22 protein-coding genes are annotated in these 24,334 nt (G+C 55.9%); 10 read left to right on the top strand and 12 right to left on the bottom strand.

The genetic code is table 11. The annotated features are described in order from the left end of the window. Positions 1–49: 49 nt before the first annotated feature. The 4 genes from gsiB to LQ945_RS21140 all read right to left on the bottom strand — a co-directional run bounded on the left by gsiB (position 50) and on the right by LQ945_RS21140 (position 5,410). Positions 50–1,588, bottom strand: a complete 1,539-nt coding sequence (gsiB, locus tag LQ945_RS21155) for a glutathione ABC transporter substrate-binding protein GsiB (protein ID WP_182821073.1) — start codon at positions 1,586–1,588, stop codon at positions 50–52. Positions 1,589–1,611: 23 nt separating this feature from the next. Further along, complete coding sequence (locus LQ945_RS21150) at positions 1,612–3,489, bottom strand: dipeptide ABC transporter ATP-binding protein (RefSeq protein ID WP_270101663.1); 1,878 nt, start codon at positions 3,487–3,489, stop codon at positions 1,612–1,614. Between the two features lie 19 nt (positions 3,490–3,508). Beyond that, on the bottom strand, positions 3,509–4,465 hold the full coding sequence (locus tag LQ945_RS21145) for an isoaspartyl peptidase/L-asparaginase family protein (protein ID WP_270101662.1): 957 nt from the start codon (positions 4,463–4,465) through the stop codon (positions 3,509–3,511). Between the two features lie 408 nt (positions 4,466–4,873). Next, positions 4,874–5,410 (bottom strand): DUF924 family protein, encoded by a 537-nt coding sequence (locus LQ945_RS21140; protein ID WP_270101661.1) that lies wholly within the window; start codon positions 5,408–5,410, stop codon positions 4,874–4,876. A gap of 92 nt (positions 5,411–5,502) precedes the next feature. On the opposite strand from LQ945_RS21140, the gene moeA reads away from it, so the two are divergent. Further along, positions 5,503–6,741 carry a molybdopterin molybdotransferase MoeA gene (moeA, locus tag LQ945_RS21135; RefSeq protein WP_270101660.1) on the top strand — a complete coding sequence of 413 codons (1,239 nt, stop codon included), beginning with the start codon at positions 5,503–5,505 and terminating at the stop codon, positions 6,739–6,741. A gap of 2 nt (positions 6,742–6,743) precedes the next feature. Then, positions 6,744–7,499 carry a molybdopterin-synthase adenylyltransferase MoeB gene (gene moeB, locus LQ945_RS21130; protein WP_270101659.1) on the top strand — a complete coding sequence of 252 codons (756 nt, stop codon included), beginning with the start codon at positions 6,744–6,746 and terminating at the stop codon, positions 7,497–7,499. A gap of 99 nt (positions 7,500–7,598) precedes the next feature. Here the strand turns inward: moeB and LQ945_RS21125 are convergent, their stop codons facing one another. The 3 genes from LQ945_RS21125 to cynR all read right to left on the bottom strand — a co-directional run bounded on the left by LQ945_RS21125 (position 7,599) and on the right by cynR (position 10,782). After that, positions 7,599–9,191, bottom strand: coding sequence for an ABC-F family ATPase (locus LQ945_RS21125; RefSeq protein WP_269934031.1), 1,593 nt, complete (start codon positions 9,189–9,191; stop codon positions 7,599–7,601). A 190-nt stretch (positions 9,192–9,381) separates the two neighbouring features. After that, a complete protein-coding gene (gene mchS3 / locus LQ945_RS21120; RefSeq protein WP_270101658.1) occupies positions 9,382–9,798 on the bottom strand; it encodes an MchS3 family protein in 417 nt (138 codons plus the stop codon). An 81-nt stretch (positions 9,799–9,879) separates the two neighbouring features. Continuing rightward, on the bottom strand, positions 9,880–10,782 hold the full coding sequence (cynR, locus tag LQ945_RS21115) for a transcriptional regulator CynR (protein WP_270101657.1): 903 nt from the start codon (positions 10,780–10,782) through the stop codon (positions 9,880–9,882). Between the two features lie 114 nt (positions 10,783–10,896). Here cynR and LQ945_RS21110 point away from each other — a divergent pair, with 114 nt between their 5' ends. Next, complete coding sequence (locus LQ945_RS21110) at positions 10,897–11,550, top strand: carbonic anhydrase (RefSeq protein WP_182821087.1); 654 nt, start codon at positions 10,897–10,899, stop codon at positions 11,548–11,550. 18 nt (positions 11,551–11,568) lie between these two features. After that, complete coding sequence (gene cynS / locus LQ945_RS21105) at positions 11,569–12,039, top strand: cyanase (RefSeq protein ID WP_044549279.1); 471 nt, start codon at positions 11,569–11,571, stop codon at positions 12,037–12,039. Positions 12,040–12,113: 74 nt separating this feature from the next. On the opposite strand, the gene LQ945_RS21100 is transcribed toward cynS, so the two are convergent. Together LQ945_RS21100 and LQ945_RS21095 are read right to left on the bottom strand one after the other, a co-directional pair. Continuing rightward, a complete protein-coding gene (locus tag LQ945_RS21100) occupies positions 12,114–12,608 on the bottom strand; it encodes an AAA family ATPase (RefSeq protein WP_270101656.1) in 495 nt (164 codons plus the stop codon). A gap of 224 nt (positions 12,609–12,832) precedes the next feature. Further along, the gene (locus LQ945_RS21095) at positions 12,833–13,180 is read right to left on the bottom strand and encodes an antibiotic biosynthesis monooxygenase family protein (RefSeq protein WP_182821092.1); all 348 of its coding nucleotides are present in this window, start codon (positions 13,178–13,180) and stop codon (positions 12,833–12,835) included. 96 nt (positions 13,181–13,276) lie between these two features. On the opposite strand from LQ945_RS21095, the gene LQ945_RS21090 reads away from it, so the two are divergent. The 6 genes from LQ945_RS21090 to LQ945_RS21065 all read left to right on the top strand — a co-directional run bounded on the left by LQ945_RS21090 (position 13,277) and on the right by LQ945_RS21065 (position 19,868). Beyond that, positions 13,277–13,960, top strand: a complete 684-nt coding sequence (locus LQ945_RS21090; RefSeq protein ID WP_270101655.1) for an ArsR/SmtB family transcription factor — start codon at positions 13,277–13,279, stop codon at positions 13,958–13,960. Positions 13,961–14,022: 62 nt separating this feature from the next. Next, on the top strand, positions 14,023–14,730 hold the full coding sequence (locus tag LQ945_RS21085) for a glutathione S-transferase N-terminal domain-containing protein (protein WP_044549272.1): 708 nt from the start codon (positions 14,023–14,025) through the stop codon (positions 14,728–14,730). A gap of 139 nt (positions 14,731–14,869) precedes the next feature. Further along, positions 14,870–16,297, top strand: coding sequence for an alkaline phosphatase (gene phoA, locus LQ945_RS21080; protein ID WP_270101654.1), 1,428 nt, complete (start codon positions 14,870–14,872; stop codon positions 16,295–16,297). A 186-nt stretch (positions 16,298–16,483) separates the two neighbouring features. Then, positions 16,484–17,038, top strand: a complete 555-nt coding sequence (locus LQ945_RS21075) for a GNAT family N-acetyltransferase (RefSeq protein ID WP_270101653.1) — start codon at positions 16,484–16,486, stop codon at positions 17,036–17,038. Positions 17,039–17,627: 589 nt separating this feature from the next. Next, positions 17,628–19,205 (top strand): malate dehydrogenase (quinone), encoded by a 1,578-nt coding sequence (gene mqo / locus LQ945_RS21070; RefSeq protein WP_044549268.1) that lies wholly within the window; start codon positions 17,628–17,630, stop codon positions 19,203–19,205. Between the two features lie 204 nt (positions 19,206–19,409). Further along, positions 19,410–19,868 (top strand): helix-turn-helix domain-containing protein, encoded by a 459-nt coding sequence (locus LQ945_RS21065; protein ID WP_269934034.1) that lies wholly within the window; start codon positions 19,410–19,412, stop codon positions 19,866–19,868. Positions 19,869–19,929: 61 nt separating this feature from the next. On the opposite strand, the gene LQ945_RS21060 is transcribed toward LQ945_RS21065, so the two are convergent. The 3 genes from LQ945_RS21060 to LQ945_RS21050 are packed head-to-tail and all read right to left on the bottom strand — an operon-like array spanning position 19,930 to position 24,315. Further along, positions 19,930–20,976 carry a fimbrial protein gene (locus tag LQ945_RS21060; RefSeq protein ID WP_044549266.1) on the bottom strand — a complete coding sequence of 349 codons (1,047 nt, stop codon included), beginning with the start codon at positions 20,974–20,976 and terminating at the stop codon, positions 19,930–19,932. Between the two features lie 11 nt (positions 20,977–20,987). Further along, the gene (locus LQ945_RS21055; RefSeq protein WP_044549265.1) at positions 20,988–23,603 is read right to left on the bottom strand and encodes a fimbria/pilus outer membrane usher protein; all 2,616 of its coding nucleotides are present in this window, start codon (positions 23,601–23,603) and stop codon (positions 20,988–20,990) included. Positions 23,604–23,631: 28 nt separating this feature from the next. Then, positions 23,632–24,315: a molecular chaperone gene (locus tag LQ945_RS21050; protein WP_044549264.1), complete on the bottom strand. Its 684-nt coding sequence runs from the start codon at positions 24,313–24,315 to the stop codon at positions 23,632–23,634. Between the last annotated feature and the right edge of the window lie 19 nt (positions 24,316–24,334).

Here is a 24,334-nt window from a genome sequence, read left to right as displayed (position 1 = left end):
TTGGGTGCGTCCCTTCACCCCGCCCTCCAGGAGAGCGGGGATCGGTGCCTTATTTAAGATCGGCATTATCAAAGTTGAACGAGGTATCCGGCATCACGTAAAAGCCGCTCAGCTGTTTATTGTTAGCCGACAGCAAGCGCTCGGTGGCCAGGAAGATCCACGGCGCATCTGCCCAGATACGATCCTGCGCGTCCTTGTACAGTTTCTGCTTCTCGGCGCGGTCAGTGGTCGCCAGCGCGCCGGTCAGATCCTGATCCACCTGCGGATTACTGTAGAACGCGGTATTGAACTGCTTCGGCGGCGCAGCCTGGGTTGAGAACAGCGGTGACAAGGCCCAGTCCGCTTCACCGGTTGATGCTGACCAGCCGGTATAGAACATACGTACGCCGGTGTCTTTCACCCCAACGCTTTCCACCTGGGCCGCGCGCTGACCGGCATCCATCGCCGTCACCGTCACTTTCACGCCCACCTGCGCCAGCTGCTGCTGGGCAAACTGCAGCACTTTCTGCGCGGTGCTGTGGTTATGGGACGACCACAGGGTGGTGGTGAAACCGTTAGGATAACCGGCCTCTTTCAGCAGTTCGCGCGCCTTGGCCGGATCATAAGGCCACGGCTGGTAACGGGTGGCAAAATCGATCGCCGGCGGCACCGGGCCTTCCGCCGGAACGGCGTAGCCGGAGAACGCGACCTTGATCAGCGCATCTTTGTTGATGGCGTAGTTCAACGCCTGACGCACTTTCAGGTTATCGAATGGCTTTTGAGTCACGTTCAGGCTGATATAACGCTGCAGGATCGACGGCGCGGCCACCAAATCGAGCTTGGCATTGCCTTCCAGCACCTTGGCCTGCTCATACGGGATCGGGAAGGCAAAGGTCGCTTCACCGGTCTGCAGCATGGCGGCGCGGGTATTGTTATCCACAACCGGCCGCCAGGTAATGCTGTCGAGCTTCGGCAGCCCCGATTTCCAGTAACCGTCAAACTTTTTCACCTTGACGAAGTCGGTCTGGTTCCAGGTCACGAACTGATAAGGACCGGTGCCCACCGGGTGGAAGCCAATCTCTTTGCCGTACTGCTTCAGCGCGGCCGGCGAAATGATCACCGCCGCCGGGTGTGCCAGGTTGTTGATAAAGGCCGAGAATGGCGCTTTCAGCACGATCTTCACCGTATTGGCGTCCACCACTTCGGTTTTGTCGATCATTTTGAACAGGTTGTAGCGCTTGAGGTGGTTGTCCGGGTTGCTGGCGCGATCAAGGTTCACCTTCACCGCTTCGGCGTTAAACTCGGTGCCGTCATGGAATTTCACCCCCGGATGCAGCTTGAGGGTGTAAGTCAGGCCGTCTTTGCTCACCTCGTAGCTGTCCGCCAGCACGTTCACCAGCTTCATGTCTTTATCGAAACCGAACAGGCCCTGATAGAAGGATTTGGCTACCGCCTGCGACAGCGTGTCGTTGGCATCATAAGGATCAAGCGTGGTGAAATTGGACGCGACGGCGATCACCGCATCTTTCGCAGCCCAGGCTGGGCCGGCGACCGCGGCCGCCAGCAGCACGGCGCCCGCTAATGCCTTACGTTTGAATGAGTGCTTCATGGTGCTTGTCTCTCCTGAGGTCACTAAAAGGCACCGGCGATCGGATGGCGGGCGACAAAATGCCCCGGTCCAACCTGCACTAGCGGTGCGGTAACGGGTTCATCCCCCAGCGCGCGGATCGGGCTGGGGATTTCATCAACCAGCAGCGGCTGGCGTTTATAAGCATGGTTAGGATCGGCCACCGGCACCGCCGCCATCAGCTTGCGGGTGTAAGCGTGCTGCGGGTTCTCAAACACCGCCCGACGTGGGCCAATCTCGACAATCTGCCCGAGATACATCACCGCAACGCGATGACTGATGCGCTCTACTACCGCCATATCGTGCGAGATAAACAAAAAGGCGATGCCGAACTCACGCTGCAGATCGAGCAGCAAATTGACGATTTGCGCCTGAATCGACACGTCGAGCGCCGACACCGATTCGTCAGCGATCACCACTTTGGGATTAAGCGCCAACGCGCGCGCAATGCAGATGCGCTGCCGCTGGCCGCCGGAAAACTCATGCGGATAACGACGCGCATGCTCCGGTTTAAGCCCGACGCGTTCCAGCAGCCAAGCCACGCGCTCTTGTGCCGCCTTGCCACGCGCCACGTTATGTACCAGCAGCGGTTCCATGATCGAGAACCCGACGGTAAGACGCGGATCGAGCGAGGCGTAAGGATCCTGGAAGATAAACTGAATGTCCCGCCGCAGGTGCTGCAGCGCCGGGCCTTTCAACTGATTGATCTGACGACCGTCAAAGGTAATGGTGCCGCGCTGGCTGTCCACCAGCTTCAACAACGAGCGGCCGGTAGTGGATTTGCCGCAGCCGGACTCTCCCACCAGCCCCAGCGTTTCGCCGGGGTAGAGATCAAAACTGACGTTTTCCACCGCATGCACTCGCCGGGTGACGCGATTTAAAATACCGCTGCGTAGGTCAAAGCGCGTAACCAGATTTTCTACCCGCAGGATCGGCGTCGACCGTGGCGGTACGGTATCCTGTGGCCCGCCATTGTCTGCGCCGTTCGGCAACGGGAATTTCGCCGGGAAGTCCAACTCCGCCATTGATCCCAGTCTGGGCACCGCCGCCAGCAGCGCTTGGGTGTAGGGCTGCTGCGGCGCGGCAAACAGTTCGCGCACCGACCCCTGCTCCACCTGTTCCCCCTGACGCATGACCAGTACCCGATCGGCTATCTCCGCCACTACGCCCATATCGTGGGTAATAAAAATCACCCCCATCTGCATTTCCTGCTGCAGTACGCGGATAAGCTGCAGGATTTGCGCCTGAATGGTGACGTCCAGCGCGGTGGTAGGTTCATCGGCAATCAATAAGGCAGGCTTGCAGGACAGCGCCATGGCGATCATCACCCGCTGGCGCATGCCGCCGGAGAGCTGATGGGGATAACGGTTAAGTACGTCTTTGGCCTCGGGAATGCGCACCAGATCGAGCATCTGCAAGGCAGCTTGTCTGGCGGCGCGGTGATCCATCGCCTGGTGCAGGCGCAGGGACTCGGCGATCTGTTCCCCTACCGGGAATACCGGGTTAAGCGAGGTCATCGGTTCCTGAAAGATCATCGCCATATCGGCACCGCGCACCGTGCGTAAAGTGCCCTGACGTGCATGGGCCAGATCGAGCACCTCGCCGTTACGCCGACGAAAGGGCATCGTCCCGCTGACGATGTTGCCACCGCCCTGTTCGACCAGGCGCATCAATGCCAGAGAGGTGACAGATTTACCCGAACCGGATTCACCGACGATTGCCAGCGTCTCACCGCGATCGAGATCGAATGACAGGTTGCGCACCGCTTCTACGGTATCGCCCTGTTGTTGAAATTGGACGCTCAGATCGCGCACCGACAGCACGCGCTGCGGCGGCAATAATAGCCCGGCGTCGGCCGCAAGCGGCATTAAGGCATCGGTCATGCACCCTCCTGGCGATCGGTCAGCGGTAAATCCCTACGGACGGCGCATCGCCGACATAACCGAAACCGCGGTACATGCCTTCACTGTTGAAAGGCAGCGCCACGTTGCCGTGACTGTCGATGGCAATCATGCCGCCGCTGCCGCCCATCGCCAGCAGTTTTTCCATCACTACCCGGTCGGTGGCCTGCTGCAGACTGAGCCCCGCGTACTCCATCAACGCAGAAACGTCATAAGCCGACACGCCGCGCATAAAGGTTTCCCCGGTACCGGTGCTGGAGACCGCCACCGTGGCATTGTTGGCGTAACAACCCGCACCGATGATCGGCGTATCCCCCACCCGGCCGGCCTGTTTGTTGGTCATACCGCCCGTCGAGGTTGCGGCCGCCAGGTTGCCCAGGGCATCCAGCGCCACCGCGCCAACGGTACCGAATTTACGATCGGGGTCGATCGGCTCAGCGCTTTGCGCTGCGCCATCATGATCGAGCAGCACGCGCCCCAGTTCCGCCTGAGCGCGGTGCAGTTGGTCAAAACGTGGTTGGGTAAAGAAGAAATCGGCAGCGACCATTTCGAGCCCGTGGGCGGCGGCAAATTTTTCTGCCCCCTCACCGGCGAACAGCACATGCTGGCTGTTTTCCAGCACCGCGCGCGCAGCCAGCACCGGATTGCGTATCCGGCTGACGCAGGCCACGGCACCGGCATCACAGGTGCGGCCATCCATCACGCAGGCGTCCAACTCGTGGGTGCCCTGATGGGTGAATACCGAACCTTTACCGGCGTTAAACAGCGGGCACTCTTCCAGCAGCCTCACCGCTTCGGTGACCGCATCCAGGGCGCTGCCACCCTGGGCCAGGATCTGCTGACCGGCGACAACGATGTCGGACAGCGCCTGAATATACTCTTGTTCCTTTTCAGCACTCAGCGCCGCACGAGTAATTGCGCCCGCGCCGCCATGAATGGCAATCACTGGTTTGCTCATTTGCCTGTCACCCTGTGTTAATCCTGCCAATCCCGCCCCTCATTGAAGGGGAAATAGATTCACCTCGCGGCAGCCCACAGCGCGGCGGCCGGCAAGGCGACGGGTATAATTATTATTCGGCCTTTTCCCGACTATATTTAGCCGCGCAATCGAAGTAAAGCATAAAGTCTTCGCCCAGCTTTTAGCGTAGCCCGCTTAGATTATTTCGCACATTGAAATAGCTTAATGGAATAAAAACAGAGAGTTATGAAGTAGCAAAATCGCTTTGAATAACGGTTGGGATTTTTGGTAAAAACCCATGAGGGACACACAGTAATTACCGGAAAAAATAATCGATATCTCTAAATATCCAGCCGATGTGCGTTCAACCTGCTGTTTTAACGCCGGCTGAACGCAGATGATCAATATTTAGAATCCTGACCCCGGCAACAGCAGAAATGCTTCCTCCTCCGGGGTAGAGACTCGGCCTAATATCGCATTGCGGTGCGGGTAACGGCCAAAACGGTCAATAATGGCTTTGTGCCGCAATTCAAACTCCAACTGCTCGGCATTGCCCAATTCGCTGTACAGTGCCAAAGCCTGTTGATGGATCAACGCCGACTCCGAATGCATAAACGGCAAATAGAGAAAGCCCCGTTGCTCTGGCGTGAGTCGTTCACATTGCCCACTACGCACCGCTTCCTGCGCCAGCACCAACGCCATGCAGTCGCTGGCAAATGAACGCGGCGTGCCGCGGAACAGGTTGCGACTGAACTGATCGAGCACGATCACCTCGGCCAACCGCCCCTCGATGGTTTCTCGCCAGTGCGCCAGCTCGCCGGCGGCGGCGGCCTGCCAGATCTGACCAAAGCGCGTATGCAACAGGCGATCGAAATCATCGTCCTTTTTGAACCACATTGCCGGTTCAATCTCGTCAAACCAAAAGTCTAATACCTGTCTGTGCATCACTGCCTCCCGTTGTTTACTTCAGCATAGCATCCTTCATAATACCCCCACTTTGCCGCTATTTGTCGCGCACCCTGATTACGGAGTTCCTTATGGATCATTGCCATACTTCCGATCTTATTTCTCTGGAGCAGGCGCTGGAGAAGATGCTCAGCCAGATCTCCCCTCTTCAGCAGACCGAATCCATTGCCCTGACCGCCGCCGCCGGCCGCATTACCGCCGTACCGGTCATTTCGCCGATTGATGTGCCGCCCTTCGCCAATTCGGCCATGGACGGCTATGCCGTGCGCCTCGCCGATCTGCAGGCCAACGCGCCGTTGCCGGTCGCGGGCAAAGCCTTTGCCGGCGCGCCGTTTGAAGGCCACTGGCCCGCCCATTCCTGTATTCGCATCATGACCGGAGCACCGATCCCTGCCGGAGCCGAGGCGGTGATCATGCAAGAGCAGGCAGAAGTCGGCGATGCCGGCGTGCGCTTCACTGCCGAAGTGCAAGCCGGGCAAAATATTCGCCTGGCGGGGGAAGATATTCGCCAGGGTGCCGGGGTTTTACCTGCGGGTATCCGGCTGGGCGCGGCTCAGTTGCCGCTGTTAGCCTCGCTCGGCGTCGCCGAGGTGCAGGTGGTGCGTAAGCTGAAGGTAGCGGTGTTCTCCACCGGCGACGAGTTACAGCCGGTCGGGCAGCCGCTGCAGGCGGGTCAAATTTATGATACCAACCGCTTTTCCGTGCGCCTGATGCTGGAACAATTAGGGTGCGAAACGCTGGATTTGGGCATTATCCGTGATGATCAAAACGCGCTGCGCGCCGCTTTCGAGCAGGCGGATCGCCAGGCCGATGTGGTGATCAGCAGCGGCGGCGTCTCGGTCGGTGAAGCCGACTACACCAAGCAGATGCTCGATGAGCTGGGCGAAGTCGGCTTCTGGAAGCTGGCGATCAAGCCCGGCAAACCCTTTGCCTTCGGCAAGCTCAAACAGGCCTGGTTCTGCGGCCTGCCGGGCAACCCGGTTTCCGCTGCGCTGACCTTCTACCAACTGGTGCAGCCGCTGTTGGCGAAACTGGCGGGCCACAGCGATTGGCATTTGCCACCGCGTTTGCAGGCTCGGGCCCTGACCCCCTTGAAGAAAGCGCCGGGGCGCCTTGATTTTCAGCGCGGCGTATTTAGCAGCAACGCCCGGGGCGAGCTGGAAGTGAGCACCACCGGCCATCAAGGGTCACACGTGTTCAGTTCGTTCAGCCAGGGGAACTGTTTTATCGTACTGGAGCGCGAGCGCGGCTCCGTGGCGGTGGGCGAAAAAGTGGACATTGAGCCCTTCAACGCCTTGCTGAGGAGCTGAGCATGCTGCCGGAATTAACCGATGCCGAAGCGCTGCGCTATAACCGCCAGATTATCCTGCGTGGTTTTGACTTCGACGGCCAGGAAAAGCTGAAGGCCGCCCGGGTGCTGATTGTCGGCCTCGGCGGGTTAGGCTGCGCCGCTGCTCCCTATCTGGTCGCGGCGGGCGTCGGCCACCTGACGCTGGTTGATTTCGACACCGTTTCGCTCTCTAACCTGCAGCGCCAAATCCTGCATCGCGACGCGCGCATCGGTATGGCGAAAGTTGAATCGGCCCGTATCGAACTCAGTGCCATCAACCCGCATACTCAGATAGAAACGGTTGATGGGCAACTGGACGACGACCAGATGGCGGCGCAGATTGCCGCCTGCGATCTGGTGCTGGACTGCACCGACAACGTGGCGACGCGCAATCTGCTGAACTGCCTCTGTCATGTACAGCGCAAACCCTTGGTGTCCGGCGCGGCGATCCGCATGGAGGGGCAGCTCGGCGTTTTCACCTATCAGCCCGGTGAACCCTGCTACCGCTGCCTGAGCCGGTTATTCGGCGACAACGCCCTCACCTGCGTCGAGGCCGGAGTCATGGCGCCGCTGGTGGGCACCATCGGCACGCTGCAGGCAATGGAGGCGATCAAACTGCTGACGCAGTACGGCCAACCGCTCACCGGAAAACTGCTGATGTTTGATGCCATGACGATGCAGTTCCGCGAGATGAAGCTGCCGAAGGATCCGCAGTGCGAAGTTTGCGGCGGGGAATAGCAGGGACAAAAAAGGCGGGAATACTCCCGCCTTAGTTTGATGACAAGCCCGTCACCGGTAATATCTTCGGGCGCAGCACGCCGCGCCCCTGCTGCTGGGTTACACGATACCCTGACTACGCAGATAATCTTCGTAGTTGCCGGTAAAGTCGATCACCTTGGTCGGCGTCATTTCCAGTACGCGGGTCGCCAACGAGCTGACGAACTCACGGTCGTGAGAAACGAAGATCAACGTGCCTTCATACATTTCCAGCGCCATGTTCAGCGACTCGATGGATTCCATATCCAGGTGGTTGGTCGGTTCATCCATAACCAGGATGTTAGGACGCTGCATCATCAGCTTGCCAAACAGCATGCGGCCCTTCTCACCCCCGGACAACACCTTCACTTTCTTCTTGATGTCATCCTGGCTGAACAGCAAACGGCCCAGAATGCCGCGCACCGCCTGCTCGTCGTCTTTTTCCTGCTTCCACTGGCTCATCCAGTCGAACACTGTCAGGGTGTCATCGAATTCGTATTCGTGATCCTGAGCGTAGTAACCGATCTTGGCATTTTCAGACCATTTCACGGTACCGCTGTCCGGCAACGTATCGCCCACCAGCGTTTTCAGCAGGGTAGATTTACCGATACCGTTCGGGCCCAACACCGCCACTTTCTCGCCCACTTCAACCATCAGGTTGAGCTTGCTGAACAGGGGACCGTTGTCGAAACCTTTGGTCAGCGCTTCCACTTCCAGCGCGTTACGGAACAGTTTTTTGTCCTGTTCGAAACGGATGAACGGGTTCTGACGGCTTGAAGCCTTAATTTCTTCCAGCTGGATCTTGTCGATCTGGCGGGCACGCGAGGTTGCCTGCTTGGATTTGGAGGCGTTGGCACTGAAGCGGCTCACGAACGATTGCAGTTCGTTAATCTGCGCCTTCTTCTTGGCGTTATCCGCCACCAGACGTTCACGCGCCTGAGTGGCCGCCGTCATATATTCGTCGTAGTTGCCCGGATACACGCGCAGTTCGCCGTAGTCCAGATCCGCCATGTGAGTACAAACCATATTCAGGAAGTGACGGTCGTGCGAAATGATTACCATGGTGCTGTTACGTTCGTTCAGCACCTGCTCCAGCCAACGGATGGTGTCGATGTCCAGGTTGTTCGTCGGTTCGTCGAGCAGCAGAATTTCCGGATCGGAGAACAGCGCCTGCGCCAGCAACACGCGCAGTTTGAAGCCCGGTGCGATTTCGCTCATCGGGCCATAATGCTGTTCAACCGGGATGCCGACACCGAGCAGCAGTTCGCCGGCACGTGCTTCGGCGGTATAACCGTCCATCTCGCCGTAGGCCACTTCCAGATCGGCCACTTTATAGCCGTCTTCTTCGCTCATTTCGGCCATGGCGTAAATACGGTCACGCTCTTCCTTCACTGCCCACAGTTCATGGTGGCCCATGATAACGGTGTCCAGCACGCTGTATTGCTCAAAAGCGAACTGATCCTGACGCAGTTTACCCAGACGCTCATTGGGGTCGAGGAACACGTTGCCGCCGCTCGGCACCAGATCGCCGCCCAGGATTTTCATAAAGGTGGATTTGCCGCAGCCGTTGGCCCCGATCAAACCATAGCGGTTACCGCCGCCAAACTTAACGGAGATGTTTTCAAACAACGGCTTACTGCCAAACTGCATAGTGATGTTGTTAGTGCTTAACACAGCGCTCGCTCTTCATATCATTGGGAATGTGATTTGGCGCGCATTATGCCATAACGGGCAACAGAGATCGCGGGAAGTTTCGGTGACAATTTGAGCAAAGGTGCGGCGGCAGAGGGAGCCAGACAATACGCGCTACCACGATGTCGGATATAGTAAATCCCATCGGCGGGTTAAGGGGCAGTTAAGACACTCACCAGCACCCATGCTTTAAGATACTGAAATAGACATCTTTAAACTTTTCTTTCCTCAAAATATCCCCTTTCAATACCGAGACCTGTTTATCCCACACTGGGGTGAAATTGGGTTCACCGGTTTTATTATTGAGCTTTTTTAAGCCGCAGGCAGCATAAAGTTTAGCTTCTGGGGTTGCCTGCGGATTCTTGGCAATACGCAAGAAAACGGCCCCCGCATCCTGGTAGGTTAGGATTTCTATTACATCGGTTTCTCCGGCACTGCCAATGCCAACAAACCCATTCATTCCCAAAGAAAAATGGGTAACCCTGGATAAATTCTTTTCTGTCGCTTCACGGTGTTGTTCAGCGGCGTAGCCGTCGAGGGAACAGAAAGAAACAAACACCAAAGTCATAGCGCTCAAGATCCTTTTCATAAAACCTCCCTATTCAGACAACAATGAAAGCGACGATTGGACCCTCACTCTGCGTCAGACTACCACGGTATTCAGCCGGTTTTATATCGCGCCAGAATGTACCTGGTTAAAATTCTGGCGATGCAGAACCTCAACAAACGCCTGCGAAGCGGCGCTATGGTAGGCACCTTTGCGTTGCAGCAACACCGCCCGACGCGCCGGCATGGCGTCCGCAAGCAATACCGGGTGCAACTGTGGATTTACCTGTGCTACCGCCGCAGGTAATACCGTCGCCAATTGGCCACGACGCACAATTTCAATGATGGCGCCAATCGCGTTGGCCTGCATCGCCACCCGGGGACGAATACCCTGCTGACGGCAATAATCGTCGATAAACTGGCGGGTAGCAAAATCCTCGCTCAGCAACACTAACGGCTGCTGTTCAAACGCTTGAACGGTCAAAGGCTCGCGCCGTTGAACCAACGGGTGGCGAACCCCGACCATCATATTCAACGACTCGCTGAACAGATCTTCAGCCTCAATATCCGCCGACTGCGCCTGACTGAATGCGATCCCCAAATCCAGGCGATCCTCCGCCAAAAGCGCCTCAATCCTGTCCTGCGTCATTTCATGAATACTCACTGAAACGCCCGGGTAGCGCCGATAAAAAGCATCGATAACCGGCCCCACCAGATAGGCGGTAAAGGTTGGCGTCATCGCCAGCCGCAGATTGCCACGTTCCAGCGTCGCGACGTCGTGGATCGCCCGAGTGCCAGCTTCCAGATCCTGTAGCGCCAACCGGGCATAGCGCATCCAGGCCATACCGGCGTCGGTCAGCCGCACCGTACGGCCGGAACGATCAAACAACGGCGTGCCGAGGGTTTCCTCCAACTGTTTGATTTGCTGCGACAGCGTTGGCTGCGAGACATGCAGTGCTTCGGCGGCGCGGGTGAAGTTGCCCAGTTCGGCAACGGCAAGAAAATAGCGGATGTGTCGCAGTAGCATAACGCCTCTACTATTAGTAATTCCTATGGTAACCATTATAAATGGGTCTTAGACCCTATAGCCAGAGCGGCGCATCATGCCCCCATCGCTTAACAGCATCCTGATGGAGACAGCATGAAAGAGGTTATCGAGGGTTTTTTGAAGTTCCAGCGTGAGGCGTTTGTCGAACGTTCCGAACTGTTCCGGCAGTTGGCCACCCGCCAGAACCCACGCACCCTGTTTATCTCATGTTCCGATAGCCGGCTGGTGCCGGAACTGATCACCCAGCGTGAGCCCGGCGACCTGTTCGTGATCCGCAATGCCGGTAATATCGTGCCTTCGTTCGGCCCGGAACCGGGCGGCGTGTCCGCTTCGGTGGAATATGCCGTCGCCGCGCTCGGCGTGGAAGACATCGTAATCTGCGGGCATTCCGACTGCGGCGCTATGACCGCCATCGCCAGCTGCCAGTGCCTGGATCATATGCCGACGGTGGCGAACTGGCTGCGCTATGCCGATGCCGCCAAAGTGGTCAATCAGGCCTATCCGCATGCCTCTGAAGGTGAACGCGTCAGTTCAATGGTGCGCGAGAACGTCATTGCGCAACTGACCAATATCAAAACCCACCCTTCCGTGGCGCTGGCGCTTGAACAGGGCCGGTTGAAGTTGCACGGTTGGGTCTATGACATTGCCAGCGGTTGTATCGACGCGCTGGATGGCGAAACCCGCCGTTTTATTCCGTTAGCCACCAATCCTGAGGTTACAGCAACCCCTGCAGCATCCCGTTTTTAATCTGAATAAGGAGACAACATGACACAATCACTGCATCACTCATCCCCTCGCGAAACCTTGACCGACACCATCATGGCCGCCAAGATCCGCAAAAACCTGACCTTCGAAGCCATTAACCAGGGTACCGGCCTGAGTCTGGCCTTCGTCACCGCCGCCCTGCTGGGCCAGCATCCGCTGCCAGAACAGGCGGCACTGGTGGTGGCCGAGAAATTGGATCTGGATGAAGACGCTGTCCGTCTGCTGCAAACCATTCCGCTGCGCGGCAGCATCCCAGGCGGCGTACCGACCGATCCGACCATTTATCGCTTTTATGAAATGGTGCAGATTTACGGCTCCACGCTGAAAGCCCTGGTGCACGAACAGTTTGGCGACGGCATTATCAGCGCGATTAACTTCAAGTTGGATATCAAAAAAGTGCCGGATCCGGACGGTGGTGAACGCGCGGTGATCACCCTGGACGGGAAATACCTGCCAACCAAGCCTTTCTGATCCTGACGATGCCGGCGACTTTACCGTCGCCGGCAACGGATATTGTTCTCGGCAGTCTCAGCGTTTCACCCCATCTATTCACCGTATCTGACAAGGGTCAGACACTCTTCCTCGGTGGGGGCCACAAAGTATTGCGTGAGCAGATCGAAAGTCTCTTCACTGAGCACAAAGGGATGTTCACCCTGTTCATTTCTGTGTTTTATCCGGCTCTTGCACTGCGCATTGCTGACGTCCAGAAAATGCAGACAGTGCGCCACACCAGCTTCCTCCGCCAGTTGTCTGGCCCAAAAGCGCCGATCCGGCGTATTCATCGGAAAATCCATAACCACCGACAGACCATTGCGCAGCAGTTGCACCAAATGCTCGCTCAGCGCCTGCCTCAGGTTGGCGGAATAGCGAACATAGTCCTGAAGCGTGGTCATTTGTTGATGGTACAGCGTCGCCAACCAGCTATCTTCAACGATCAGCAGCGTATGGGGCTGCTGCGCCAGTCGATTTGCCAGGGTTGATTTGCCGGAACCGGCCTTGCCGCACATCACATGTAAAACGGCGTGGGAGGAATTATTCATAGCGTTCTCCTGAAGGTGAGTACCGGCAGGAGGGAAAAGATGACCCGCCTTACCGGCGGGTTTTAGCATGACAGAGACGCGCTAGCCCACCACTCCGAGAATGGTGATAATAATCTGCGCGAATGAAACCTTGTTTATGCTCATACATTATCAATAAGGCAAATAACCCAATATTGTCAACAACTCTGCGCCAAACATAGTCATAGCGGATAAAGGCCGCGCCATTAACCTGCATGGTAGCCGCGGCTGTCATGCGGGGTCTGTTCTCGCTGATCCAGACCATAATCCCGCACTACCTCCGCTACCCGCAGGCGATACTGCGCCAACACGCCATGGCGCCCCCGTTTCTGTGCGGCTCGGTGCTGCTCGATATTTCGCCACTGCTGCACCGCCGCCTCATCGCGCCAAAAGGACAGTGACAGCAGCCGCTGCGGATCGGCCAGGCTTTGAAAGCGCTCAATAGAAATGAACCCGTCAATTTCTGCCAGCAACGGCTTCAGATCGGCGGCCAATTCAAGGTAGGTCTCACGCTGGCCGTCAGCGGCCTGCAACTCAAAAATAACGGCAATCATAGGGCGCTCCTGTCAGAGGTAAATTCAGGTATTCGTGTGTTTTGTGAACCTATCCTAACGGTGGACGCACCGCCATACTTCGCCTAATCTCGAAGTATGAATAACATCGATATTGAAGATCGTCTCGCGGCACTGAGCGGCGCCATTGCCGACCGTACCCGAGCGCGCATGCTGTGCCTGTTGATGGACGGTCGCGCCTATACCGCCACCGAGCTCAGCGCCGCAGTGGATGTCGCGGCCTCTACCGCCAGCGGCCATCTGGCGCGCCTGCAAGAACAGCGACTGATCGACTGCGTCAAGCAGGGGCGCTATCGTTATTTCCGTCTGGCGGGACCGGCGGTAGCCACAGCTCTGGAAACGCTGATGGCGCTGGCCGGTATCGAGAAACCCGTGGTGAAAAGCACCACCCCGACTTCGTTGCAATTCGCCCGCACCTGTTATGACCATCTGGCCGGCGAGGTGGCGGTAAAACTGCATGAACGCCTGCATCAGCTAACCTGGTTAGAAGGTGAGGAAGACTACCGGCTAAGCGAGGCAGGCCTGGCGGCACTTACTCGGTTAGGCGTCGACTGTTCCCCTGCGTCTTCGCGAAGGCGCTTCGCCTGCGGCTGTCTGGACTGGAGTGAGCGCAAGGCCCACCTGGGTGGCGCATTGGGCGCCGCGCTGCTGACGACTTTCATCAGCCGCGGCTGGATTAAGCGCCAGTTGGAAAGCCGTGAACTGCAGCTCACCGCCAGCGGGAAAAAAGCGTTGAAAGCACATTTTGACCTCAGGGTTTAACCCGCGGCAGGGTAGTTTTGGTGCAATACTCAATAGGCAAACCGTCAACCCGAGGACTCTCCATGCTCAGTCAAACCCAATTTCCCATCACCAAACTGTGGCCGGCGCAGCATCCGGAACGGCTGCAGCTCTATTCGCTGCCCACGCCGAACGGCGTAAAAGTTTCCATCATGCTGGAGGAGATCGGCCTGCCTTATGAAGCTCACCTGATCGACATCGGCAAAAACGAAACCTGGACGCCAGAGTTTCTGTCGCTGAACCCCAACGGCAAGATCCCGTCCATCATCGATCCCGATGGCCCCGGCGGCAAACCTCTGCCTTTGTTTGAGTCTGGCGCTATCCTGCTTTATCTGGCGGAGAAAAGCGGCAAGTTCCTGCCGCAGGATCCCGCCCTGCGTTACGAAACCATCCAGTGGGTGTTTTTCCAGATGGCCGCCGTTGGCCCGATGTTCGGGCAGCTCGGTTTCTTCCACCGCTTTGCCGGACGTGAATACGAAGATAAACGCCCACTTGAGCGTTATAAGAATGAGTCCAAACGCCTGCTGGGCGTACTGGAGAGTCGGCTTGAAGGCCGCGACTGGATCATGGGCCAGGATTACACCATCGCCGATATCTCGCTTCTGGGTTGGGTACGTAACCTGATCGGCTTTTACGAAGCCCGTGAGTTGGTCGAGTTCGATAGCTTCCCGCGGGTAGGACAATGGCTGGAGCGCGGTCTCGCCCGTCCGGCAGTACAACGCGGCCTGAATATTCCCGCCCGCAGCGAATAATGGATAGCCTGGGATAGCCGCCCGGCTATCCTTTTTTTCCCATTTACCGTCATAAAACTGTCATACCTCTGCACTACCCTCCTTCGTAACAAATTGATGCCAATTATAATTTTGTATTTCGAAAAGGAGCTTTCCCCCTATGCAGCAGTCCCTTTCCCTGATCGCCGGAGCTGTGTTATCCGCCTTACTCTGTTCCACCGCCTTCGCCGATGAAACCCCGGTCAATACCGCTGGCCTTTCCGAGCGTGCGGCTCGCGGCAATATCGTTGAACCCGGCGGAGCACGTCGCCTGAGTGGCGATCAAACCGCTGCATTGAAAGCTTCGTTGTCTGATAAAACGGTCAAGAATGTGATTTTGCTGATTGGCGACGGCATGGGCGATTCGGAAATCACTTCGGCGCGCAACTATGCCGAAGGCGCGGGCGGCTATTTTAAAGGCATCGATGCCCTGCCGTTAACCGGCCAATACACCCATTACTCACTGGACAAGAAAACCCACAAGCCGGATTACGTGACTGACTCCGCCGCCTCGGCGACCGCCTGGTCCAGCGGCGTAAAAACCTACAACGGTGCACTGGGCGTCGACGTTAACGGCAAAGACCAGCCGACGCTGCTGGAAATCGCCAAAGCGGCGGGTAAAGCCACCGGCAACGTCTCCACGGCAGAGCTGCAAGACGCCACTCCGGCGGCGCAAATTTCCCACGTCACCTCGCGTAAATGTTACGGCCCGGAAGAGACCAGTGAAAAGTGTGCCACCAACGCGCTGGAAAATGGCGGCCGTGGTTCCATCAGCGAGCAGTTACTCAAAGCCCGCGCCGACGTCACCTTGGGCGGCGGAGCAAAATCCTTTAATCAGTTGGCCAAAAGCGGCGAATGGCAGGGAAAATCGCTGAAAGACCAGGCGGTTGCGCTGGGTTATCAGTGGGTGGAAAACCTCGATGCCCTGAACGCCGTCAATGTCGCCAATCAGCAAAAGCCGCTGCTGGGGCTGTTTGCCGCCGGCAATATGCCGGTACGCTGGCAGGGGCCGAAGGCCAGCTATCACGGTAATCTCGATCAACCGGCGGTTACCTGTCAGAACAACCCGGCACGTACGGCGGATATCCCGACGCTGGCGGTCATGACCGAGAAAGCCATCGACCTGCTGAAAACCAACAAAAACGGTTTCTTCCTGCAGGTTGAAGGCGCCTCGATCGACAAACAGGATCATGCCGCCAACCCGTGCGGCCAGTTCGGGGAAACGGTCGATCTGGATGAGGCCGTACAGAAAGCATTGGAGTTCGCCCGTGCCGATGGCAACACCCTGGTGATTGTCACCGCTGACCATGCTCACTCCAGCCAGATTATCGCCGCCGACGCCAAAGCGCCGGGCCTGACGCAAATGCTGACCACCAAAGATGGCGCGCCGATGACCATCAGCTACGGCAACTCGGAAGAGGATTCGCAGGGCCACACCGGCACCCAGCTGCGTGTTGCCGCCTACGGCCCGCATGCCGCCAACGTCGTCGGGCTGACCGATCAGACAGATTTGTTCTATACCATGCGTGACGCCATGGCGATTAAGTAAGCTAACGCCCCCGTACGCTGATTAAATAAGCCCTGTTCATCCTGCTCACCCGGCGATGACCAGGGCTTTCGCCGTTTGAAACCCCCAGGTTGCTGCTATATTGTGGGACCTGTATTCCTCGCAAAAAAGTTCTGCCCTGTCCGTAAAAAAACCAATGTGATCCCACCCGACAATAAGGATGAGCTCTTGCATTTGATTACCCTGCCCTTCGCCACCGAACGTCTGCAACTGCGCCGCTTCACGCCCGACGATCTCGAAGCCTACTCGGCTTACCACCGTTTGCCGGAAGTCTATCGTTATCTTTATGCCCCCACCCCGGACAGCACGCAACTGGCCGATCAGCTGACTCAGGCGATAGCTTCGCGCTTCAGCCAGGACGGCGATATTTTTTATTGTGCCGTCACCCTGAAGGACAGCGGAGAGTTGATCGGTGAAGTCTTGCTGAAACTGGCTAACCGCGCAGCATTACAGGCCGAGATCGGTTATATCTTCAACCCGGCCTACGCCGGTAAAGGTTATGCTGCCGAAGCCGTGCAAGCGGTGTTGGATCGGGGGTTTAACCAAGTGGGCTGCCACCGCATTTTTGCCAGGCTCGATGCAGCCAATCAGGGATCTATCGGGGTCGTCGAACGTCTGGGGATGCGCAAAGAGGCGCACCTGCGACAAAACGATCGTTTCAACGGCCAATGGGGCGATGAACTGATTTATGCACTGTTGAAGGAGGAGTGGCGGCAGGCTTGAGCGCAAAAATGCCGCTAAGGCTCACCCAGCCCATGGTCGCCCGGTAATACCCGGCGGCCATTTTCATTTTGTTACCTGCCGGCATTTGCCTTTATTCCATAAATATTGTGTGATAATGGCATATCGTTTAAATCAGCGACAATTAGACCTTATTAATTTAGCGGTTATATTTAAATAAAAATAATAAATGAATGATTCCTGCCTTTAATGGGCTTTTTTTAGTTACAAAAGTAGTTTTTAACAATATTGCAAACAATAATATCCCCGCAGTAACCAGAGTTGAACAACCTGTCCCCAGACAGCCTGTAATAATCCACTTTTCGTTAAGAAAACGATTAACAAAAAGACATTATCACTGTCACTCGGCTTAGCCGGGCGGGTTAGTTTTACTTATTTCCAGGGTAACTCCCGATAAATTCTTTCACCTGCAATGAATAGAATTTATACCCTATGAATTTCAAGTTGCGGCTAGGCGGCCAGCTCGCTCATCCCCAGGCGCTTACTTCAGTAAGTCACTGGGGTGAGCGAGTGCAGGTAACAACGCTGCAACTTGAAAGGCGACGGGTATACACACAAGAGATTTGATTAAATGAAAAAATTACTCGTCCTGATCTTCTGTCTGAACCTGTTCGGCGTTACGCAACAGGCGACGGCGGAAGAGAATAAGTCCGTTGATGTGGTACTGATCGGCGGTGGCATCATGAGCGCCACGCTGGGGACCTACCTGCATGAGCTGGAGCCAAACTGGTCCATCGACATGTATGAGCGCATGAACGGCGTTGCGGAAGAAAGCTCCAACGGCTGGAATAACGCCGGTACCGGTCACTCCGCCTTCGCTGAAATGAACTATACCCCAGAAAAAAAAGACGGCACCATCGACATCAGCAAAGCCGTGGTGGTTAACGAGTCTTTTGAAATCTCTCGTCAATTCTGGTCTTATCAGGTGAAAAATAACGTCCTGAAAGATCCAAAATCCTTTATTAACAGCGTGCCGCACATGAGCTTTGTCTGGGGTGACGACAACGTCAACTTCCTGCGCAAACGCTATGCCGCACTGCAACACAGCACCCTGTTCCGTGGTATGGAGTACTCAGAAGACCCTAACCAGATTAAACAGTGGGCACCGCTGGTAATGAACGGCCGCGATCCGGCGCAGAAAATTGCTGCGACCCGCATGCCACTGGGTACCGACGTTAACTTTGGCGTGATCACCCACCAACTGGTGGACACGCTGACCAAAAACCCGAACTTCAAGCTGAACCTGAGCCATGAAGTCCGTGATATCAAGCGCAACGCCGACAACACCTGGCGCGTCACCGTGGCCGATCTGAACCGTGACGGTAAAGAAACCACCGTGAATGCCAAATTCGTGTTTATCGGCGCGGGCGGTGCTTCTCTGACGCTGCTGCAGAAAACCGGCATTCCCGAAGCCGACGGCTACGGTGCCTTCCCGGTCGGCGGTCAGTTCCTGGTCACCACCAACCCGGAAATCGCTGACCAACACCTGGCCAAGGTTTATGGCCTGGCCAGCGTAGGTTCACCGCCGATGTCGGTTCCGCATCTGGATACCCGCATGCTGGACGGCAAGCGTGTCTTGCTGTTCGGACCGTTCGCTACCTTCTCCGGCAAGTTCCTGAAAAACGGTTCACTGTTCGACCTGCTGCACTCCCTGAGCACCTCGAACCTGATGCCAATGACCCATGTCGGTCTGGATAACTTCGACCTGGTGAAATACCTGGTGGGTCAGTTGATGATGAACGACGATGACCGTTTCGCCGCGCTGAAAGAGTATTTCCCTGATGCCAAACAGGCGGACTGGAAGCTGTGGACCGCAGGCCAACGCGTGCAGATCATCAAGAAAGACGCTGACAAAGGCGGCTTGCTGCAGTTCGGTACCGAAGTGGTCAGTTCCCAAGACGGCAGCATTGCCGCCCTGCTGGGGGCATCGCCGGGTGCCTCGACGGCAGCACCGATCATGTTGCATCTGATGGAAACCGTGTTCAAAGATAAAGTGGCTACGCCGGAATGGCAGAGCAAGCTGAAAGAGATCATTCCGTCCTACGGCCACAAGCTGAACGGCGATATTGAAATGACCAACAAGATCCGCGGCTACACCAGCAGCGTGTTGCAGTTGGACTATATCGAAGTGAAGCCGGAAACTAACTGATCCCCATCTTTCCCTCTTTGCTCAAGGCCGCCACGTGCGGCCTTTTTTATATCCCTGCAACCCAAAGAGCACGTTTAGCCACCTTTTTCCCCCGGGTTAACACTTGCGTAACCCGTCTCCGCGGCCTATTATCAAAGAACTAGCTTGGATAATTACTCTTACCTACTGTGACCTGAATGTCGTACCCGCAGGAGAACTAAAACAATGGATCGCGTTAATATCATTCACGATTTGCTGGACTGGATTGAAACCCATCTGGATCAGCCGTTACTGTTAGACAACGTAGCGGCGAAGTCAGGCTACTCCAAGTGGCACCTGCAAAGGATGTTCCGCAGCACTACCGGGCATGCTTTAGGCAGTTATATCCGCGAGCGTCGACTGTCGCAAGCCGCGCAAGCGCTGCGTTCGACCCCTCGCCCTATTCTCGACATCGCCCTGCAATTCCATTTTGATTCCCAACCGTCTTTTTCACGCGCATTTAAGAAACAGTTCGGCAAAACGCCGGCGGTTTACCGTCGCACTACCCGCTGGGACGTTGCAGAGATGCATCCACAGCCGATAGAGCCGCTGAACGGGCATCGCCATGAGTCCCCTGGCGTGCATCTGTGGTATGCCGGTAAATGCCTGGATAAGGTTTGCACCAACTGGGTGGGTCAACACTGAGAGAAGCTGCATTAAAAAAGGGGTTCAGCCTGCGCTGAACCCCTTTTTTTACGGCAAAATGTTACTTAAAGGTGACGTCGATATTGGCCGACGCGGTGAATGGCCCCACCTTCGGGTTGGTATTCAGCCATTTCAGGCTAGCCATGAAGTTCTTTTCAACGGTGCTACCATTGACCAGGCCCAGATCAACCGGGGAATTCATCTTGATTGGCGTGTTTGGTGTCGCCGCCTGCGAAATCAAGATACCAAATCCACTGTCGCTGGTTGGCAAGATCGTCGTAGCGTCCTGCACTGGATAAGTGGAGCTGAAACTGGCCTGCAGTGTCTCGCCCTTACAATCCTGACCGGTAGCCGGATCAGACATATTGGCGCTGACCGAGAACGGTACTTGTTTTTCTATCTTGCCAGCTACCGCATTCTGACGCGGAATGGTGCCAAAATTCACTGTTGAACCATTGTTAGCCACTACGGTGATTTTCGGATTGCAGGAAATAAACTGAATATTTCCCAGCCCGTTAATATAGGCATTGAAGTTGCTGCCAACCACGTTGTTGAGACCGCCGACCCCATCAACCTGAAATACGGAATAAGTGCCATTGTTGGTGATCTTCCCACCTGCAGGCGGTGCAGCCCCTGTCGCCTTGATATAAAGCGAGTAGGTCACCGTCACACTCAAGGATTGGGCTGGTTTGGCACAACCACCGCGACCATTTGGACGACATTGTGTACCCGGACCAACATCCTGTCTTGCGCCATTGGTCAGCTTATAATCCACGCTGTTGTAGTTGACGCCGACCTCGATAGACTTGTCGATATTGCGCATGTCCTTCTTCGGATCCCAATAAAGATAGGCATTTTCGCCCTTGGGATAATCACGGTCATCGATACATTGGAAAGTCGATGTGAAGGTTTGCGAGCGCCACAGCAGGGCCCCCGCCGCCGTATTAGCGGTTGACACTTTAATCGGCTTATCCAGCGTAATAATCTGACTGACGCTGCCATTCTGCTTACAAGACAGCGCAAAGCTGCTCTGCGAGAACGTCCCCAGCGTGACCAGCAGCCCTGCCGCCAGCCCGAGGTTTTTATGTTTTAACAACAAAGAAGACATATTCATTCCTTTTACGGTTTTCCGCAGGTCAGCGAAAGTTCCTGATAGCCCATCAGCTGTTCGGTCGCCGATTTCAGTTCCGGCACCACCAGTGAACAGCTGTCGCCGGCATCGCTGCCCCATTTAACCAACAGGCGATCCCCTGCGGATGCGCCGGAGATATAAATATCCCCATTGGTACCCACGGTACCGTTGTTCTTGCCGTCGGCGCTAAACACGTTGGCGCCGATTGGCGGTACGCTGCCGTCCAACAGTTTACTGTGTACCAGCAGGCTTTGGCCGGTATGCGTTTCAAATTTCACGCGGGTAATGGCGCCATATGTCGGTACCACGTCGCGGGCCGCCATCGGGATATCCAGGCCATTGCCGATATCTTCGGTGCGCAATGCCACACGGTTGTGACGATAAGGTGAGGCCGAAGTCATCACCGCGTAACCGAAGCGGTCGATAGCCACACCCGGCTGGTTTTCCAGACGGACGCCCTTGGCATCTTTGGCCTCTACCAGCACAAAGGTATTTTGCAGCGGCTGGGTCAACGTTACGCCGCCGGAGTGCGCCACGATACCGCCCGACACGCCCAGGGTAGACTGCTGATAGTCTTTGCTGTAGCTGTAACCGGCATTGACGGTACCCATGCTGCCCTGGTAGCCGACGTTAGCCGAGCTGGTTTGGCCGGAGTAACGATCGTGGCCACTTTGCACCGCATAGTTCAGGCGGTTATCGTCTAGCGCGGTGCCGCTCAGGCCGGCGCTGTATGTATTACCGCTCTGCTTGCTGTGACCGGCGTTGAAGCTGGCCGTCATATCAGACGAATCGCGGCTGAAGAAGCTGAACGGAATAGAGACGCTCATGTTGATGCTGCGATCTTTATAACCGTAGTTGCTGCGGCTGTCCTGATAGAACACGCCGTAGCTGATATTTTTGTAGCTGCTGTTAAAGCCGGTTTGAACCGTACGATCCTGACCGGAGCCGCCCCAATATGACTGGTTGCTGATATTGGTGTACAGCGTTGAGTTACCGGCAATACGCTGGTTGATCGACAACTCTACACGCTGGCGTTTGTTGTTGAAACGGCTGGTGTAATAGGTACGGCGACGTGATTCCGCCCAATCCGGCACGCCCAGATTGCGGTCATTCTCGTCGTAGTAATCGTTACGGTAGACGCCGTTTTCATAGCGATCGCGTTCCGCAACCGCATCAGAGAAATCATAGTAACCAGAGGTCGAGTAACGGTAACCGGCGATCTGGAATTCGGTGCCCCAGTCGTTGAGCGATTTGGAGTACAGGAAGCGGAAGCTCTCCCCCTGTTTGTCGTCACCGTTGACCAAGTTGGTGTCGGAATAGGACATATCGAAGGAAACTGCCCCCCAGACACCCATGTTTTTGCCCATGCCCACTACCGCCGAACGGTAATTTTCCGCGACCAGTACCCCACCATAAGGCGTGATGTCATACGCCATGCCGTGGGACAAGGTGCCTTGCACAAACTTTGGCTGGTATTTGGTGGTGCCGTCATGGTATTTACCGGCGGTCATCTGGTAGTCCCAGATCCCTTCGCGCAGCATGTTCGGCACGGAAGAGAACGGCACCACGAAAGAGGTTCTTGAACCGTTGGCCTCAATGACCGTGACGTTGAGGTTACCGCTCAGGGTGCTCGGGAAGATGTCGGTCAGCGCAAACGGACCCGGCGGCACGTTGGTGCTGTAAATGGTGTAGCCGTTTTGGCGGATCTCAACGCGGGCGTTGGTCGACGCCACGCCACGGACCACCGGCGCGTAACCGCGCTGGCTTTCTGGCAGCATATCGTTGGCGCTGGAAATCTGCACACCGCGGAACTGAATGCTGTCGAATACATTGTTATTGGTGTTGGTCTGGCCAATCACCAGACGGCTGCGCAGGGAAACAATGTCGGTTTCCGCCCAGCTTGAAACGGTATTCCAGTGCGTGCCGGCACCCGACTGCTGATTCAGCGTCGAGTTGTTACGCAGGCGCCAATTACCGACATTGATGCCGTTGTTCAGGCTCAGGAAGTAGTAGTCGGATGTTTTATCGTTGGCGTTATTACGGTAATTATTATGGTTGCCGCTGAAGTTATAGTTAACGAAACCGGCGTTAATCCCGCGATCGTAAACCTTCGGCGAGATAGCACCCTGTGGACGCGGCTCCAGGAATATCTGCGGCACTTCCAAATCCATACGCTGTATGGCTGCGTCATAGCTTAGCTTGGCACCCGAAATTTGCTGTGACAGAGCGTAGCACTGCGCGGCACCTTCGGTTTTCATATCGCCCGGCAGTTTTACACCGTAGTCCTGGTAATCCTGCGCAGTCAGGCAAGGCGTTACCGGCGTGTCTTTGGCGTCTTTTTTGAATTCGATGTCACGGTGATCGATACGCTGTCCGTTCAGGTAAATATCGAACGGATATTTACCTGGCAGGATATCATCGCCGCTGGACAACGCTGCCACCTGGGCAATGTTGTCATCGCCATGGATGAAGGAGGTGTTGAACTGCTCCTCCGCCATGGCCATATGAGAGAATGAAAATGGCACCGCAGAAAAATAAATTACACCATTAATCAGCCTGACCAAACGTTTTGGCGTGAGGGTTGTTATTCTTTTATGTGCCATTTTTTGTTCATTCCTTGAAGGGCTTAAATCAATTTAATGCAACGTTCTTAATCTCGGTGTGGCCGCCGTAATCGTTGATATAAGTGAACGACATATTGTTGGCCGACTGCGCGCCCTGTGGCAGAGCAATCCGCAGGCTATCTTGCGGTTTCACCATGTCGGCATTCACTTTCCAGCTCTTGCCACCGCTTTTCAGCGTCAGAACGCCCAGCGTCACAAACAACGGACCGTTGTTGGTCACCACCAGATTGCTGCCCTGGCGCTGCCATTTCAGTGCCTCTGCCTGCTGTTGCAGGTTGGCCTTCAAGGCTTCTGGGCGGTAGAACAGTTTGATACGGGTACGGATCGCCACCTGCAGCACGTTGTCTTGCTTAGGCGTTGGCGGAATTTCCTGTACGTTTACCCAGAGCAGACTTTCTCTGTCCTGCGGTAACCCGCTGCCGGAATAAATAAAGCGCAGAATTGCGTCTTTTTTGGCAGCCAGTTTTAAAATAGGTGGAGTGACCACGATCGGTAAATTCTTCGGCATCTGGCTTGAATCGCCAGTATCCAACCAGGTCTGCACCATATAGGTGTCGTCGCTGTCATTGCTGATTGAGAGCGATGCGGATTTACTTCCGCTGTTATAAATTACGCGCGTTGAATCAACTTGAATTCCGGCAAAAGCATTTACGGAAAACGCGAATAAAATACAAGAAAGCACTTTTTTCATCGGAATATCTCAACTCTCA

The sequence above is a fragment of the Serratia liquefaciens genome (assembly GCF_027594825.1).
Lineage (GTDB): Bacteria > Pseudomonadota > Gammaproteobacteria > Enterobacterales > Enterobacteriaceae > Serratia > Serratia liquefaciens_A.
The sequence above is the reverse complement of the archived record's forward strand: the minus strand, read 5'-3'. Positions and strand labels throughout refer to the sequence as shown.

Bases quoted from the DNA above. Each gene is read 5' to 3' on its own strand.
- gsiB (WP_182821073.1), bottom strand. From the start codon at position 1,588: ATGAAGCACTCATTCAAACGTAAGGCATTAGCGGGCGCCGTGCTGCTG.
- LQ945_RS21150 (WP_270101663.1), bottom strand. From the start codon at position 3,489: ATGACCGATGCCTTAATGCCGCTTGCGGCCGACGCCGGGCTATTATTG.
- LQ945_RS21145 (WP_270101662.1), bottom strand. From the start codon at position 4,465: ATGAGCAAACCAGTGATTGCCATTCATGGCGGCGCGGGCGCAATTACT.
- LQ945_RS21140 (WP_270101661.1), bottom strand. From the start codon at position 5,410: ATGCACAGACAGGTATTAGACTTTTGGTTTGACGAGATTGAACCGGCA.
- moeA (WP_270101660.1), top strand. From the start codon at position 5,503: ATGGATCATTGCCATACTTCCGATCTTATTTCTCTGGAGCAGGCGCTG.
- moeB (WP_270101659.1), top strand. From the start codon at position 6,744: ATGCTGCCGGAATTAACCGATGCCGAAGCGCTGCGCTATAACCGCCAG.
- mchS3 (WP_270101658.1), bottom strand. From the start codon at position 9,798: ATGAAAAGGATCTTGAGCGCTATGACTTTGGTGTTTGTTTCTTTCTGT.
- cynR (WP_270101657.1), bottom strand. From the start codon at position 10,782: ATGCTACTGCGACACATCCGCTATTTTCTTGCCGTTGCCGAACTGGGC.
- LQ945_RS21110 (WP_182821087.1), top strand. From the start codon at position 10,897: ATGAAAGAGGTTATCGAGGGTTTTTTGAAGTTCCAGCGTGAGGCGTTT.
- cynS (WP_044549279.1), top strand. From the start codon at position 11,569: ATGACACAATCACTGCATCACTCATCCCCTCGCGAAACCTTGACCGAC.
- LQ945_RS21100 (WP_270101656.1), bottom strand. From the start codon at position 12,608: ATGAATAATTCCTCCCACGCCGTTTTACATGTGATGTGCGGCAAGGCC.
- LQ945_RS21095 (WP_182821092.1), bottom strand. From the start codon at position 13,180: ATGATTGCCGTTATTTTTGAGTTGCAGGCCGCTGACGGCCAGCGTGAG.
- LQ945_RS21090 (WP_270101655.1), top strand. From the start codon at position 13,277: ATGAATAACATCGATATTGAAGATCGTCTCGCGGCACTGAGCGGCGCC.
- LQ945_RS21085 (WP_044549272.1), top strand. From the start codon at position 14,023: ATGCTCAGTCAAACCCAATTTCCCATCACCAAACTGTGGCCGGCGCAG.
- phoA (WP_270101654.1), top strand. From the start codon at position 14,870: ATGCAGCAGTCCCTTTCCCTGATCGCCGGAGCTGTGTTATCCGCCTTA.
- mqo (WP_044549268.1), top strand. From the start codon at position 17,628: ATGAAAAAATTACTCGTCCTGATCTTCTGTCTGAACCTGTTCGGCGTT.
- LQ945_RS21065 (WP_269934034.1), top strand. From the start codon at position 19,410: ATGGATCGCGTTAATATCATTCACGATTTGCTGGACTGGATTGAAACC.
- LQ945_RS21060 (WP_044549266.1), bottom strand. From the start codon at position 20,976: ATGTCTTCTTTGTTGTTAAAACATAAAAACCTCGGGCTGGCGGCAGGG.
- LQ945_RS21055 (WP_044549265.1), bottom strand. From the start codon at position 23,603: ATGGCACATAAAAGAATAACAACCCTCACGCCAAAACGTTTGGTCAGG.
- LQ945_RS21050 (WP_044549264.1), bottom strand. From the start codon at position 24,315: ATGAAAAAAGTGCTTTCTTGTATTTTATTCGCGTTTTCCGTAAATGCT.